Source organism: Streptomyces sp. NPDC036764, from assembly GCF_055609385.1.
Window position 1 is genome coordinate 114,223 of sequence record NZ_JBVJPT010000011.1, and the last position, 15,241, is coordinate 129,463.

Genomic DNA, 15,241 nt, shown 5'->3' on the forward strand with positions numbered 1-15,241 from the left:
TTCGTACAACCGTACGCGTTCCGGCGGGGTCGCCCCACGGAGGGCCGGGAAGGGCCCGCGGCCGTGATCGTTGGGGTAGTGTTGCCGCCGGCCGGGGCAGTCCCGGCCCTGCCGAGACCCGGGAGGTGAGACCCATTACCGCTGTGTCAGGTCGGGTGCTCTCTCCTCGTATCGGCGCGGACCACCGCCAGTAGGCGGCCGCGAGAGCACCCTTCGGCTTCCGAAAGGCTCTCGGCTTCCATGCCCCCTCTGTCTCCCCCCTCGCCCGCTTCCCCCTCACCGCTCCCGCACGACACGGTCGTGGCAGCGCTTCGAGCCGCCGGCTGTGTCTTCGCCGAGGACGAGGCCCGGCTGATCCTGGCCGCCGCGCGCACCCCGGACGAGCTGGCCGCCATGGTGGACCGCCGCGTCACGGGCCTGCCCCTCGAACTCGTCGTCGGCTGGGCCGAGTTCCGCGGCCTGCGCATAGCCGTCGAACCCGGTGTCTTCGTGCCCCGCCGCCGTACCGAGTTCCTGGTCGAGCAGGCCCTCGCCGCCGCACCCGACGCCCGCGTCGTCGTGGACCTGTGCTGCGGCTCGGGGGCGGTCGGCGCGGCCCTGGCGGCTGCCCTCGGCTCACCCGGCCCGGTCGAGCTGCACGCCGCCGACATCGACCCGGCGGCCGTGCGCTGCGCCCGCCGCAATGTGGCCCCCTACGACGGGCAGGTGCACACGGGCGACCTGTTCGAGGCGCTCCCCGACAGCCTGCGCGGACGTGTCGGCATCCTCGCCGCGAACGTGCCGTACGTACCGACCGACGAAGTCGGTCTTCTGCCCGCGGAGGCCCGCGACCACGAGCCGCGCGTCGCCCTCGACGGCGGCCCGGACGGCCTGGACGTGCTGCGACGGGTGGTTGCCGGGGCGCACCAGTGGCTGGCACCCGGCGGCTGTCTGCTGATCGAGACGAGCGAACGTCAGGCGCCGAAGGCCCTGGAGGCCTTCACCGGCAGTGGGCTGTCGGCGCGTCTGGTCGTCTCCGAGGAGCTGTACACGAACGTCGTGATCGGCCGCAGCCGAGCCCACTGAACGGCCGGGTGCGGCCGAGTCACCAGTACTTTCCGATTCACCCAACCGGGCCCCGAAAAGGGGCCGCATAAGCGCTGCTTTGGGAAGTCGAAAGCAGTCATACGGGGCCAAATCAAGACCTCTGTACGGCGATTGACCGGTCGTCGGGCCGTTGGTCCTCGCCGCGCCCCGGAACACTGTCCGCGGCTCCGCCACTGGTGACGCCATGGGGCCGAGCGGTCGGACCAGGCGCGCTCGCTCCGCTCCGGGTCGCAGGTTTTCGGCCCGGGGCGCGCGAGCGGCGCCCCGCTCACCTTGTGAGGGGCAGTTGGTGCCTGCACGATCGGCGTCGCTCGAAGGAGAGTCCACACCGGAGCGATCGACCAGAGGAGACCCCTGTGACGACCGACCGCATCAGCCTCCACCCCGAGGCCGCCCGGCAGCTCGCGACCACGACGAAGACGACACCGCAGATGCGGGGCATCACCCCGCGCTATCTGCTGCGCGCCCTTCCCTGGGTCGACGTGGAGTCGGGTGTCTACCGCGTCAACCGGCGCCGCACCTACGTCCTGGGCGACGACCGCATCAGCACCCACACCGACGACGAAGGCTCGCGTGTCGTTCCCGGCGACTTACGCGAGATCCCGTACCTCCGCGACACCGACGACGCGCAGCTCGGGCAACTGGCCGACGTCTTCACCGAGATGAGCTTCGAAGCCGGGCAGGTGCTCGTCCAGGAGGGCGATCCCGCCCAGCATCTGTGGGTGATCGTCCGGGGCCGCGCCGAGAAGCGGACCGCCGGGCGGTACGGCGACGAAGCGCTGATCCAGGTCATCGGCGACGGGCAGTACTTCGACCTGGATGCGTGGACCAAGGGCGATCCCATGCCGTACGCCGTGAAGGCCGTCACGCCCGGCGTCGCGTTGCGCGCCGAGCGTGCGGCGCTCGCCGGGCTGATGGAACGCGACGACGCGCTGCGCGGGGCTGTGGACTCGTACGCGGCGGGCGACATGCCCACACCCGGTGCCGAGGCGCCCATCGACCTCAGTGGCGGCCATGTGGGGGAGGTCGACCTGCCGAGCACCTACGTGGACTACGAGGACGCCCCGCGTGAATACCACATGACGCTCGCGCAGACGCGGATGATGGTGCACTCCCGCGTCGCCGACCTCTACAACGGGCCGATGGACCAGACGCGGACGCAGGCCAACCTGACCATCCAGGCCCTGCGCGAGCGCCAGGAGAACCTGATGCTCAACCACCCCGAGTTCGGGCTCCTGCACAACGTGCCGGCCGGCCAGCGCGTGCAGGCGCGCACCGGTGCGCCCACCCCCGACGATCTGGACGAGCTGCTCGCGAAGGTGTGGAAGCAGCCCGCGTACTTCCTCGCACACCCCAGGGCGATCGCCGCGTTCGGGCGCGAATGTACGCGGCGGGGCGTGCCCCCGGTGACGGACGGCCGGTTCGGCAGCCCCCTGCTGACCTGGCGCGGTGTGCCGCTGCTGCCCTCCGACAAGGTGCCCTGCCCGAACGGCTTTGGCGACGCCGCGTCGACCACCGAGATCCTGCTGATGCGCACCGGCGAGGCCGAGCAGGGCGTGGTGGGGCTGCGCCCCGGGGCGGTGCAGGACGAGGTCGAACCCGGCCTGTCCATGCGGAACATGGGCATGGACCAGAAGGGAATCACGTCGTACCTGATGACGGCGTACTTCAACACCGCGGTACTGGTGGACGACGCCATCGCCGTACTCCAGAACGTCGAGGTGTCCAAGTACCATGACTACTCCTGACGTCACCGGGTGGCCGGCCCCCTCGGCCGGCACCCTCTCCCCCTCGCGCCAACCCGGCGGTTTCAGCGCCGAGTTCGTACGACGGGACTTCCCGATCCTGCACCGGCCCGTCAACGGCCACCCCCTCGTCTGGCTCGACAACGCGGCCACGACCCAGAAGCCGCGCCAGGTCATCGAGGCGCTCGCCGCCTACTACGGCGCCGCCAACTCCAACATCCACCGCGGTGCCCACACCATGGCGCGGGAGGCCACGGAGGCGTACGAGGAGGGCAGGGCTGCCGTCGCCGACTTCCTCGGCGCTGCGAGCCCGGACAGCGTCGTCTTCCTGCGCGGCACCACGGAGGCCGTCAACCTCGTCGCCCAGAGCTGGGGCCGCGCCAATCTCGGACCCGGGGACGACATCCTGGTGCCGGTCCTGGAGCACCACTCGGACATCGTGCCCTGGCAGATGATCGCCAAGGAGACCCGGGCCCGGCTCGTGCCGGTTCCGCTCACGCCCGAGGGGGAGATCGACCAGGACGCGTACGCCGATCTGCTGTCCTCCCGTACCCGACTCGTGGCCATCAGTCACGCCTCGAACGTCCTCGGCACCGTCCCGCCGGTGAAGGAGATGACGGCACTCGCCCACCGCCACAACGCCAAGGTGCTGGTGGACGGTGCGCAGGCAGTCGCTCATTTCCCCGTCGACGTGACTGACCTGGACGCGGACTTCTACGCGTTCTCGGGCCACAAGCTGTTCGCGCCGACCGGCATCGGCGCCCTGTACGCGAAGCCGGAACTCCTCGCAGGGATGGCGCCGTGGCAGGGCGGCGGGAACATGATCGAATCCGTGGCCTTCGGCGAGACGACCTTCGCGCCCGCCCCGCACAGGATGGAGGCCGGCACCGGTCACATCGGCGGAGTCGTCGGACTGCTCGCCGCCCTGAACTGGCTGACGTCCCTCGACCGCGAGGCCGTCGCGGTCTACGAGCGGGACCTCATGGCGTACGCGCACGCCGCGCTCGCCACGGTTCCCGGGCTTGAGCTCATCGGTTCGGCGCCCGACCGGATCGCGGTGCTCACCTTCACGCTCGCGGAGCTGGACCCGGCCACCGTCGCGGACTGGCTCGACCGCGACGGGATCGCCATCCGTGCCGGTCACCACTGTGCCCAACCGGCTCTCGCCCACTACGGGTTGGAGTCGGCGGCCCGCGCCTCACTCGCGCTCTACAACACCTACGAGGAGGTGGACCAGCTCGTCGCCTCGCTGCACAGACTGCAAGAGGCCCTCTGACGACGGAAGCCGGAACTGATCCGGGTTCGGGGCCGTGCGACCGGAGTCGGCCGCACGGCCCCGGACCCGACGCGGCAGGCCGGCGTCCGGGGCCGGCGAGCGGGACATTCGGTCCGCTCAACTCGGCGGCAGCACACGCGCGATGAGCAACGCCACGTCGTCGGAGTTGTCGGGCTGGTGCAGGGTCCGCAGAAGGAGGTCGCAGCACTCCTCCAGCGGGCGGTCGGGGTCGTCGAGGAGCTCCAGAAGCGCGTCGAGGCGCTCGTCGAGCGGATGCTGACGGGTCTCGACGAGTCCGTCGGTGTAGAAGACCAACTGGTCGCCGGGTTCGAGGTCCACCGGCGTCGTCGAGAAGGCGACGCCGCCGACGCCCAGTGGCGCCCCCGTGGGCAGGTCGAGGAACTCCGGTGCATGGCCCCGACGAACGCGTGCGGGCGGCAGATGGCCGGCGTTGGCGATCCGGACCTCCCGCAGTTCCGGGTCGTGTACGGCGTAGACGCAGGTGGCTATGGAGTGGTCGAGGCCCTGGGTGATCTTGTCGAGGTGCTCCAGGAGCCGTGTCGGTTCGAGGTCCAGGGAGGCCAGCGTGTTCGTCGCGGTGCGCAGCCGGCCCATGGTCGTGGCGGCGTCGATGCCGCTGCCCATCACATCGCCGACGACGAGCGCCGTCTTGCCGCCCTCCAGCGGGATCACGTCGAACCAGTCCCCGCCGACCTCGGCGCCGGCGCCGGCCGGCTGGTAGCGGGAGGCCACCTCCAGACCGCCCGTCACGGCGGGGTGGCTGGGCAGCAGGCTGCGCTGGAGGGTCAGGGCGGTGTCACGGGCGTTCTGGTACCAGCGGGCGTTGTCGATCTGCACCGCCGCGCGCGCGGCCAGTTCCCGGGCGAGCAGCAGATCGTCGTCGCTGAACGGCAGCGGGTTGCTGGTGCGCTTGAGGTCGAGGGCGCCGAGTACCTCGCCGCGCGCGATCAGCGGCACCGCCAGATAGGAGTGCACGCCCGCGCGGCCGAGCTGCACGGCGGCCTCGGGGGAGCGGGCGATGCGCGGCAGGTCCTTCTCCTCGACGTGGGCGACCAGCACCGGGCTCGCGGTGCGCACGCACTCGGTGACGAGGCGGTCCGGGCCGTAGCGGGCGACCTCCCCCGGTGGATCGGCGGCTTCGAGAGCCTCCGTGGGGTGGCCGGCCTGGACGGCAAGGGCGCGGATCACCGCCGACTCGGCGGGACCGAGGCTGCTGCGCCGGCCATCCACCACCGCTTCCAGGAGGTCGACGGCCGCGATGTCGGCGAGCTCCGGCACGGCGACCTCGGCCAGCTCGCGCGCCGTGCGGTCGAGCTCCAGGGTGGTGCCGATGCGCGCGGAGGCGTCGGCGATGAGATCCAGGCGGCGGCGTGCCGTCTCGGCCTCGACGGCGGCCTGGTGCTGCTCGGTGATGTCCACGGCCATCCCGGCCACGCCGAGCACCGTGCCCGCAGTGTCTTCCAGGCGGTACAGCGAGACGGACCAGAAGTGCTCCCGGTCCGGGTCGGCGGGCGTGCGGCCCACGATGCGCTGGTTGACCAGCGGCTCACCGGTCCCCAGGACCATGCGCAGGGCCGTCTCGATGCCGTCGGCGTCGACCCCGGGCAGCAGCTCGCGCGGCGTATGGCCGATGTGGTCCTCGGCCGGGATGCCGTTCAGCCGGGCCAGCGCCGCGTTGACCGAGACGTAGCGCAGCTCGGTGTCGAGGACGGCCAGGCCGATCGGGGCCTGCGCGATGGTGCGCGTGGACAGGGCGACATCCCGCTCCAGCTTGCGGACCGTCGTCTGGTCGGCGCACAGGCCCAGCGCGTAGATGTCCCCCTGGTCGTCCAGCAGCCGCATGTTGCGGAACTCCACCAGGCGCGTGCCGCCGTCCTTGCGTCGGATCGGAAACGCGCCGGCCCACCCCTCGCCGGTCTCCATGACGTCGGCGAACAGCTTGACGACCAGGTCCAGGTGCTGTTCGTGGACCATGATCCGGGCGGCGTACTCACCCAGCGCCTCCTGCGCCGAATAGCCGAACAGCTCCTCGGCCTGGGGGCTCCACAGCACGATGCGCCCCTCGACGTCCAGCACCACCGAGGCCATGCCGAGCACGTCGAGCAGCCCGCTCGGACCCACCGGCCCGCGCACCGGCTCGTCGCCCTCGGCGACGGGAGGTTCGGCTGGAGACATCCCACGCACCGCCTTCGCCCATTGTCGCGGCACGCCGTTCCCCCGTGCCGACTCCCCTTGTTCTACCGCGTTCAACCGTCTCCGGGCCCCCTCGGTCGCTCACCTCCACCATCCCTCAACACGGAGGCGGACGTCCCCCGAAGCCGGCACCGGCACACGCGACTGTGGCCGATCAGACAGACGGCGTTTCTTTATTGGTCTGTACATGACCACATCGCGCCGCCAGACTGTCCGCCGACACGCCCCCACCCCCTGAGGAGTCGTCCCCATGGCCCTGCGTGCCCGGCAACGTTGTCATGCGGTTCTCACCGGCCTCGTCGCCTTCGCCTCCGTAGCCGTGCTGTCCTCGGCGGTGCCCGCGCAGGCCGCCGACACCTGGACGGAAGTGGGCTCCGACCGCGCCGACCCGCTGACCGAGAGCCAGGGGCTCACCTCCGTCGAGGTCCCGGCGAACAGCGCCAACCGCTACACCGGCATCGGCACCATCCCCGTCTCGGTCTCCAGTCGCGGCTGGAACCATGTCGGCGACCCCGACGCCTCCTACAACGGCTACTACATCGAGCCGTACCAGGCGGACTCGGGCACCGCGAAGATGTTCCGGGTGCAGGCGCCGAACGGGACCTGGTCGGAATACGTGCACACCCTTGGCTCCGGGGAGGCGCTGAACAACTCCTTCGCCGCCATCGCGCCCGGCGGCCAGTGGATAGTCTCGGGCGAGTGGGGCACCATGACCCGCCTGCTGGTCCACCCCACCCCCGGCGTCAACCCGAGCACCTCGCCCTCGGCGAACCTCCCCTGGGCCTCCAGCATCCGGCTCGACCACGCCGTACGCGACGTACAGGGCTGCGACTTCCTCGGCGCCACGACGCTGCTGTGCTCCTCCGACGACCCGGCCGGCACCCTGTTCGGCATGACCAAGCCGCTGCTCCAGATCGACCTCTCCGCCGAGCCGGGCGGCTCCGACGTGACCGGCCATGTCACGGCCCTGCGCCAGCTCCCGCTGCGCAGCTCCTGCTCGGGCAGTTTCGAGACGGAGGGCATCGACTACGACCGCCGTACCGGCACCCTGCGGGTGATCGTCATCTCGCCGGGGTTCTGCGTGCTGACCGACAGCAAGACGTACAAGTTCACGCGCGGCTGAGGCGGGCGCGGCGGCCGCGCCGCCGGGAGCGGGCTCCGGCGGTCCGGACGGACGGGCTCCGGCGATCCGGACGGACGGACTCCGGCGGTCCGGACGGACGGGCTCCGACGATCCGGACGGACGGGCTCCGGCGGTCCGGACGGACGGGCTCCGACGATCCGGACCGGTGGGCTCCGCCGGTAGTGCTCCGGCGTGGGTGGTGCTTTTCTTGGGTTGGGGTCCGGTTCCGCGGGCTACCCGTGGCACCGCGACGCGGCCACGAGAGGAGCGATCACGATGGAACGTGAACGACTGCACGAGGAGCCCGTCTCCGTCGAGATCAGCGGATACAGCAAGGAAGACGCCCGGATCGTGTTCGACGCGCTGTGCACGTGCTTCGAGTCCGACCGGGGCCCCGAGGACGTGCCGCAGCAGCTCCACGAGACGCGCCCGATGGTGTGGCTCGGCACGTTCGAGGTGACGGACGCGCAGGAGTGCCCGGCGCCGGCCCGGCTCTCGGCCTCCGTCGAGGCCGACGCGCAGGGGGGCTACTGGGCCATCGAACGGCTCCGTACGACGCTGGACTCCCTGTTCACGGTGCACGACCTGGCCTCCGCCTCGGGCGACCAGGAGCGGGAGCTGCACGTGGTGCTGGAGAGCCGCCCCGGCTCCTCCTGACCGAGTCCGGCAAGGGCGAGCTCGGTCAGGACGGGCCCAGCAGGCCGAGCACGGCGTGCCGGTAGACGGCGTGGACGGCGGGCAGGTCCTCGAGACAGGCCCGCTCGTCCACGCCGTGCAGCCCCGCGTACCGCACCCCGAAACCCGCCGTGGCCGGGATGCCCTCGCCCGCGAGCAGGTTGCCGATGTTCGACGGACCCGCCGTCTTGGGTCGTACCGTCAGTCCTTCCCGCGCCCCGGCGTCCAGGAGTGCCGCCGCGGGCTGCTCTCCCTCGGCCAGTCGGTACGGCGGCCAGGACGCCACCGGCGTGATCACGGTCGGGCGCGGGGCGGGCACCCGCACGTCCAGCTCGCCCACCGCCTCGCGGACCAGGCGTTCGGCGGCGCGGGCGTCGAAGCCGGGCGTCGTGCGGATGTCGACGCCGAGCTCGCACAGGTCGGGCACCACCGAGAAGCCCTGGCCGCCGTGGCAGAACGTCACCGTCAGCTTCGGCGGCAGCGGGAATCCGCCTTCCACGCCCGGTAGCCCGGCTTCCTCCAGGAGCCGCACCAGACGCGCCGCGCGGGAGACGGCACCCGGCGCCGTGCCGCGTGAGCCCGAGTGGCCCGAGGCGGCGTGCACCGCGATCGTGGCGCGCCACAGGCCGCGCCCGCCCACCACGACCTCGTCGAGTCCCGGGTAGCCGATCATCACCCCGGCCGGACGGATCGCCTGCGGGTCGGCGAGGTAGGCGCGGGCGCCGCCGAAGCCGCCCGTGTGCTCGTCCACGTCGAGCAGCACCGCGAGCCCGCCGCGCAGGTCCGCGGCCCGGCCGTGCAGCTCCGCCGCGATGGCGCAGAACATCGCGGCGGCGAGCTTGGAGTCCGCGGCGCCCCTGCCGCGCAGCCAGCCGTCGACGACGTCGCCGCAGTCCGGCGGGAACGACCAGGCACCCTCGTCCCCGTAGGGCGCGGTGTCGACGCAGGCGTCCAGCGTCCACCAGGGGCCGGGCAGGCCGCCCGTGACCTCGATCAGCAGGCCGACGACGCCGCCTTCGTCGTCGTGCAGGCGGCGATACGGCAGCTCACGCCCGGCGAGCCAGTCCTCCAGGGCGTCGAGGACAGGGCCGTAGTCGTCGATGCCGGCGCGACTGGGGCAGCGGATGAGCCGCTGGGCGAGAGCGATGACGTCGGCGTGTGCGGTCATGGGGCCACTGTGCCCGAAGGCGGATGCGGGGGTGGGCCGTGGAGGTGTGGCGGCTGCGGGTGAGTGGGGGCTGGTCGCGCAGTTCCCCGCGCCCCTGAAGGTGTGTCCGCTGCACGCCCTCAAGGGGCGCGGGGAACTGCGCGAGCAACCACCCACAACCCGCAGCCGCCCACTCGGTAGAGGCGTCAGTGGCCGGTGTCACCCCGCCCCGGTTGTGCAACTAGTTGCATAAAGGCTTCCCGGTCCTCTACAACTACGTCAGGCACGACACCGCGCACGGAGGGGCCCCGATGAGCCGTTACCCGCACCTGCTGAGCCCGCTGGACCTGGGCTTCACCACGCTGCCCAACCGCGTCCTCATGGGCTCCATGCACGTCGGCCTGGAGGAGGCCGAGCGCGGCTTCGAGCGCATGGCCGCCTTCTACGCGGAACGGGCGCGCGGGGGAGTGGGCCTGATCGTCACCGGCGGCATCGCCCCCAACGACGAGGGCCGGCCCTACGAGGGCGGCGCCAAGCTCACCACCGACGCGGAGGCCGAGCAGCACAAGGTCATCACCGAGGCCGTGCACCGCGAGGGCGGCCGGATCGCCATGCAGATCCTGCACTTCGGCCGCTACGCCTACCACCAGGACCTCGTCGCCCCGAGCCCGCTCCAGGCGCCGATCAGCCCCTTCCCGCCGCGCGAGCTCACCGACGCCGACGTCGAGCGGACCATCGACGACTACGCCCGCGCCGCCCGCCTCGCCCGGCAGGCAGGCTACGACGGCGTGGAGATCATGGGCTCCGAGGGCTACCTCATCAACGAGTTCATCGCCACCCAGACCAACCACCGCACCGACCGCTGGGGCGGCTCGTACGAGAACCGCATGCGCTTCCCGGTCGAGATCGTGCGCCGGGTGCGTGAGGCCGTCGGCGAGGACTTCATCATCGTCTACCGGCTGTCCATGCTGGACCTCGTCCCGGGCGGCTCCACGCTGGACGAGGTGATCACGCTGGCGAAGGCCGTCGAGGCCGCCGGCGCGACGATCATCAACACCGGCATCGGCTGGCACGAGGCGCGCATCCCGACCATCGCCACGTCCGTGCCCCGCGGCGCCTACACCTGGGTCACCAAGCGGCTGATGGGCGAGGTGTCGGTCCCGCTCGTCACCACCAACCGCATCAACACCCCCGAGCTGGCCGAGGAGTTGCTGGCCGACGGCTGCGCGGACATGGTGTCGATGGCCCGGCCGATGCTCGCCGACGCCGACTTCGTCGCCAAGGCCGCGGCCGGCCGTCCCGAGGCCATCAACACCTGCATCGGCTGCAACCAGGCCTGCCTCGACCACACCTTCAGCGGCAAGATCACGTCCTGCCTGGTCAACCCGCGCGCCTGCCACGAGACCGAGCTGACGCTCTCCCCGACCCGGCGGCGCAAGCGCGTCGCGGTCGTGGGTGCCGGGCCCGCCGGGATGGCCTGCGCCGTCAGCGCCGCCGAACGCGGCCACGACGTCACGCTGTTCGACGCCGCCGGCGAGATCGGCGGCCAGCTCAACGTCGCCCGCAAGGTCCCCGGCAAGCAGGAGTTCGACGAGACGCTGCGCTACTTCCGCCACCAGCTCGACTGGCAGGGCGTCGACGTACGGCTCAACACCTGGGTGTCGGCCGGTGACCTCGCCGCCTACGACGAGGTCGTCGTCGCCACCGGCGTCACCCCGCGCACCCCGGACATCCCCGGCATCGACCACCCCAGCGTGGTGGGTTACCTGGACGTCCTGCGCGACGGCGCCCCCGTCGGCCGGCGCGTGGCCGTCCTCGGCGCGGGCGGCATCGGCTTCGACGTCGCCGAGTTCCTCACCGACGGCGGCGACAAGGCGAGCGAGGACCCCGCCACGTACTTCCGGCACTGGGGCGTCGACATGGACTACACGGGACCCGGCGGCCTCGCCGCCCCGGAGCGCCCCGCGCCGCCGCGCACCGTGTACCTGCTCCAGCGCAAGACCACCAAGGTCGGCGCGGGCCTCGGCAAGACCACCGGCTGGATCCACCGCACCGAGCTCAAGCACCGGGGCGTCACCATGGTCCCGGGCGTGCGCTACGACCGTATCGACGACGCCGGACTGCATGTCACCGCCGGGGAGGAGAGCACGGTCCTGCCGGTCGACACCGTGGTGCTGTGCACCGGCCAGGAGCCGCGTCGTGACCTGTACGAGGCGCTGGTCGCCGCCGGGCACAGCGCGCACCTCATCGGCGGCGCCGACGTGGCCGCCGAGCTGGACGCCAAGCGGGCCATCAAGCAGGGCACCGAGCTGGCGGCGAGCCTGTAGGGCGAACGAGCGCGGTCGCGGGCCGGCAGCCGCACGTCCCTAGGATGACTCCATGTCCCTCCCGTACGCGATCCTCACAGCCCTGCTCGAAAAGCCGTCGTCGGGGCTGGAGCTGACCCGCCGGTTCGACAAGTCGATCGGGTACTTCTGGTCGGCGACGCACCAGCAGATCTATCGCGAGCTGGGAAAACTGGAGGCCGAGGGGTTCATCCGGACCCTGCCGTCGCAGCAGCCGGCCCGTGGGCAGAAGAAGAGCTACGAAGTCCTGCCCGCGGGCCGTGCCGAACTGGCCCGCTGGACCGCCGCCTCCCAGGACCCACGGCCGCACCGCGACACGCTGCTGCTTCGCATGCGTGCCGCGGCCGTCGTCGGGACCGAGGGCATCGAAGCGGATCTGCGCCGCCATCTCGCCCTGCACCAGCGGCAGTTGGCCGAGTACGAGGAGATCGAGAGGCGCGACTTCACGCCCGACAAGGACAGTTCGCAGGACCGGCTGCGACACCTGGTGCTGCGTGCGGGCCTGGACCTTGAGACCTTCTGGATCCAGTGGCTCACGCGCGCCCTGGACGAGTTCGCCGAACTGCCGGGGCACGAGACGGCCTGAGCCGAGGGGTCCGGCGCCCGGCCGGGCTCTCGCTCGCGGAGTCAGAGGCGGTACGGCTTCGACGACTTGCGGCGCAGGTACCAGGCCGCGACCGCGACGCCCGTGCCCACCAGGACCCCGCCGCCCACCAGCGTCAGCGCGCCGTAGTCCTGGCTGCCGCCGCCCACGCCGCCCATCACACCGCGTGACGGCGAGGCCGTGGCCGAGATCGTGGGCCTGACGCTGGGCGAGACGATGACCGACTGGGTGCCCGCCGTCGTGCCGTCCGAGCAGATGACGATGACGGTGTAGGTGCCGGGACCCACGTTCGACCAAGCCGCCGACTGAAGCGCGCTGGTCCCCGACAGGGAGACCTGGCGGCCTTGCGAGAAGTTCGCCTGGCGGCTGTTGAGGAGCGAGGCGGTGCCCCAGCTTCCGTTGACGTTCGTGCATGAACTGGTGGTGACGGAGACCGTGGATCCCGTGGTGCTCACGGAGATCCCCGAGACCGCGTCGACCGGGCCGGCGGCCATGAAGAGGGAAAGTGCGGAGGCGGCTGCCACGGTAAGGCCCGAGCGGAGGAAGAGCGATGAGTTGCGCATGGGAAAGCCCTCCGGCGGCACGGTCGGCGGTACGTCGGTTGCGCCGCCGAGGGTCGGGAACGCCCGTGCTGCCTCAGGAGAAGCCAACGCGCCCTGGGGCCCCGCCGCATGCGGGCGTCCACCGGACAGGTGACGCGCTGCTGCATCCGGGGGACTCCGGGGGACGCCGGCCGGGTCTGCGCCGCGTGCCGGTCGTCGGCCTCAGCTCCGAGCTCCGGTCGTCACGATCGTCACCCTCAGCTCCGAGCTCCGGTCGTCACCCTCAGCTCCGTCGAGAAGCCGCCCCAGGTGCCGTCCGGCAACCTCCCCCGCAGCCGCACCCGATGGCTCACGCCGCGCTCCGGGCCCAGGTAGAAGCTGTACGTGGCGCGCTCGCGCGGTGCGCTCCCGCCGTACACGAGCGAGGTCGCCGCACGGCCGTCGAGCTGGATCTGATATTCCGTGACGACGCCGTCGGTGCGCGGCGGCACCCATCTCAGGTCGAGGTAGTAGGCCCCGTCGGAGTGATGGGTCGTCGTGGCCTCGAACCCGGTCGGGGCGGTGCCGCGCCCGTCGTCGGTGCCCGGCGTGGTGATGCGAACGGCCGCCGTGGCCGGCGAGAGGTTGTCGGCGGCGTCGCGTGCCCGGACCGTGAAGGCGTAGCGGGTGCCCGGCCTCAGCCCGGTGACGACGGTCGCCGTCTGGTTGCCGCCCACACTGTGGATCTTCGCCTCACCCTGATAGATGTCGTACGACACCACGTCCCGGTCATCCGTGGCCGGTGACCAGGAGAGCTGAACCGCCCGACTGCCGACCGCGCGCCCACCGGCCTTCCCCGGACGGGTCGGGGCCGACCGGTCGGCGGCCACGGCCCTGGGGGTCGTCGCGCGGACCGGCTTGCTCGGCGGCCCGAGACGCCCGTCCGTGTCACGGGCCCGCACGGTGAACGCGTAACCGGTGGACGGCTTGAGCATGGTGACATCCACCATGTGCTCGGAACCGGGCACTTCCTTGACCTTCGTAGTGCCCCGATACACCTCGTAGACCTTGATGCCGCGCTCCGCGGCGACCGCGTTCCACATGACGTGCACGCTGGTCGCGCTGCCCGCGGCGGCCGTGACGCCCGTGGGCGCCCCGGGCAGCCGGCCGCCGCCCTCCCCGTCGGCCCCGCCCCAGGCGCAGGAGGAGAGCAGCGCGAGCGCCGCGCAGAAGGCGGATACGAGAACGAGAACGCGTCGCACGACTCTGCCTCCCGGGGGCGGCCTCGCGGCAATGGTCCGGACCAATATGGCGCGGCTGACGCGACCACATCAAGAGGGCGTTCGTCGGTGACCCCGTAACCGTGCGTGTTCCACAGGTCGTTGGTGACCCGCCCGGAGGGTTACGTATGCTGAAGCTCCTCGCGGCTGAACTCTCCATGAGGGATGGGGAGTTCATGCCGTCCCCGGCGCGGGCCGCTGTCGTCGCTGATCCGGTGCCGGACGCGGGTGGCCGGGGGGTCGGGGCCCATCGCGGGCCTGGGCCCCCGGCCCCTGGCGGAGAGGTGGGGAATCGCCGTCGTGTCGCCGGGGTGTGCGCCGTACGGACCCCTGCGGTGGCAGCATGACCGGAACGCCACCACATTGGGCTGGGTGTTCGGCAGTGTCCGACGTATGTGCAAGTGTCCCCGGCGAGAGGTCCCGTATCGTGCGATTCCAGTCGCTGACGCTGGCCGCGGCAGGGGCCGCACTGCTCGCCCCCACAACAATGCCCCCCGATCCGCCCGACCCCCACGGTGGGCCCGAAGCGCACATCGATGCCGCCGTGAGTGCCACTGAACTGCTGGCCAAGGTGCGTGACTGTGCCGCCGTCTCCCAGGGCCGCTATCGCGCCGACAGCGGCACGCCCGCGACGATCCCGGTGTGCGGGCTGGGAGATGCCGTGTTCTGGAAGGCCGACATGGACATCGACTGCGACGGGCAGTCCACCGGTCACTGCAACAGCGCCACCGACCCGTACTTCTCCGATGCCACCGCCTTCCAGCAGTCCGACGGCCGCTACCTGAGCGCCGAACACCTGCCGTACATCGTCGTGCCCACGCCCGGCGACATCTGGGACTACCGCGCCCATGGCATCCGCGGCGGCTCGGTCGCGGCCGTCGTGTACGGCGACCGGGTGCAGTACGCGATCGTCGGCGACGTCGGCCCGCGCGACATCATCGGCGAGGCCTCGTACGCCACCGCCAAGGCCCTGGGCATCCCGCCCGACCCCCGACGCGGCGGCACGGCCTCCGGCGTCACCTACATCGTCTTCAAGGACTCGCGGGTGACGCCGATCGAGGACGCCGCGGCGGCCGTTGCGGCGGGGGAGCGGCTGGCGAGGAAGTTCGTCGGCGGGGGGTGAGGCGCCGACGCCGCGCGGGCTCGGTGAGCGGGCTCTCACACGGCGGGTGAGGGTGCCCGCGAGCGTAGGGTGAGGGCGTTCGTGCGTGGTCGGTGAGGTGGT

At 71.9% G+C, this 15,241-nt stretch carries 12 protein-coding genes; 8 read left to right on the forward strand and 4 right to left on the reverse strand.

Annotated features, from left to right (window positions below; all coding sequences use genetic code 11):
- Positions 1-240 precede the first annotated feature (240 nt).
- The 3 genes from ACZ69Q_RS31970 to ACZ69Q_RS31980 all read left to right on the forward strand — a co-directional run bounded on the left by ACZ69Q_RS31970 (position 241) and on the right by ACZ69Q_RS31980 (position 4,107).
- Positions 241-1,065, forward strand: a complete 825-nt coding sequence (locus ACZ69Q_RS31970; protein ID WP_471048538.1) for a putative protein N(5)-glutamine methyltransferase — start codon at positions 241-243, stop codon at positions 1,063-1,065.
- Between the two features lie 377 nt (positions 1,066-1,442).
- A complete protein-coding gene (locus ACZ69Q_RS31975) occupies positions 1,443-2,834 on the forward strand; it encodes a family 2B encapsulin nanocompartment shell protein (protein ID WP_471048540.1) in 1,392 nt (463 codons plus the stop codon).
- Positions 2,821-4,107 carry a SufS family cysteine desulfurase gene (locus tag ACZ69Q_RS31980; RefSeq protein WP_471048543.1) on the forward strand — a complete coding sequence of 429 codons (1,287 nt, stop codon included), beginning with the start codon at positions 2,821-2,823 and terminating at the stop codon, positions 4,105-4,107. The genes ACZ69Q_RS31975 and ACZ69Q_RS31980 overlap by 14 nt, the downstream gene beginning before the upstream one ends.
- A gap of 117 nt (positions 4,108-4,224) precedes the next feature.
- Here the strand turns inward: ACZ69Q_RS31980 and ACZ69Q_RS31985 are convergent, their stop codons facing one another.
- Complete coding sequence (locus tag ACZ69Q_RS31985; RefSeq protein ID WP_471048546.1) at positions 4,225-6,303, reverse strand: SpoIIE family protein phosphatase; 2,079 nt, start codon at positions 6,301-6,303, stop codon at positions 4,225-4,227.
- A gap of 268 nt (positions 6,304-6,571) precedes the next feature.
- Here ACZ69Q_RS31985 and ACZ69Q_RS31990 point away from each other — a divergent pair, with 268 nt between their 5' ends.
- Both ACZ69Q_RS31990 and ACZ69Q_RS31995 read left to right on the forward strand, forming a co-directional pair.
- The gene (locus tag ACZ69Q_RS31990) at positions 6,572-7,444 is read left to right on the forward strand and encodes a hypothetical protein (RefSeq protein WP_471048549.1); all 873 of its coding nucleotides are present in this window, start codon (positions 6,572-6,574) and stop codon (positions 7,442-7,444) included.
- Positions 7,445-7,720: 276 nt separating this feature from the next.
- The gene (locus ACZ69Q_RS31995; RefSeq protein ID WP_471048551.1) at positions 7,721-8,101 is read left to right on the forward strand and encodes a hypothetical protein; all 381 of its coding nucleotides are present in this window, start codon (positions 7,721-7,723) and stop codon (positions 8,099-8,101) included.
- Between the two features lie 25 nt (positions 8,102-8,126).
- Here the strand turns inward: ACZ69Q_RS31995 and ACZ69Q_RS32000 are convergent, their stop codons facing one another.
- Positions 8,127-9,287, reverse strand: coding sequence for a M20 family metallopeptidase (locus ACZ69Q_RS32000; protein ID WP_471048554.1), 1,161 nt, complete (start codon positions 9,285-9,287; stop codon positions 8,127-8,129).
- 290 nt (positions 9,288-9,577) lie between these two features.
- Here ACZ69Q_RS32000 and ACZ69Q_RS32005 point away from each other — a divergent pair, with 290 nt between their 5' ends.
- Positions 9,578-11,593: an oxidoreductase gene (locus ACZ69Q_RS32005; protein WP_471048555.1), complete on the forward strand. Its 2,016-nt coding sequence runs from the start codon at positions 9,578-9,580 to the stop codon at positions 11,591-11,593.
- 52 nt (positions 11,594-11,645) lie between these two features.
- Positions 11,646-12,197 (forward strand): PadR family transcriptional regulator, encoded by a 552-nt coding sequence (locus tag ACZ69Q_RS32010; protein WP_471048557.1) that lies wholly within the window; start codon positions 11,646-11,648, stop codon positions 12,195-12,197.
- 41 nt (positions 12,198-12,238) lie between these two features.
- Here the strand turns inward: ACZ69Q_RS32010 and ACZ69Q_RS32015 are convergent, their stop codons facing one another.
- Together ACZ69Q_RS32015 and ACZ69Q_RS32020 are read right to left on the reverse strand one after the other, a co-directional pair.
- Positions 12,239-12,778, reverse strand: a complete 540-nt coding sequence (locus ACZ69Q_RS32015; RefSeq protein ID WP_471048560.1) for a hypothetical protein — start codon at positions 12,776-12,778, stop codon at positions 12,239-12,241.
- A gap of 236 nt (positions 12,779-13,014) precedes the next feature.
- Complete coding sequence (locus ACZ69Q_RS32020) at positions 13,015-13,998, reverse strand: fibronectin type III domain-containing protein (RefSeq protein WP_471048562.1); 984 nt, start codon at positions 13,996-13,998, stop codon at positions 13,015-13,017.
- A gap of 445 nt (positions 13,999-14,443) precedes the next feature.
- On the opposite strand from ACZ69Q_RS32020, the gene ACZ69Q_RS32025 reads away from it, so the two are divergent.
- Positions 14,444-15,139, forward strand: coding sequence for a glycoside hydrolase family 75 protein (locus tag ACZ69Q_RS32025; RefSeq protein ID WP_471048565.1), 696 nt, complete (start codon positions 14,444-14,446; stop codon positions 15,137-15,139).
- Positions 15,140-15,241: the final 102 nt, after the last annotated feature.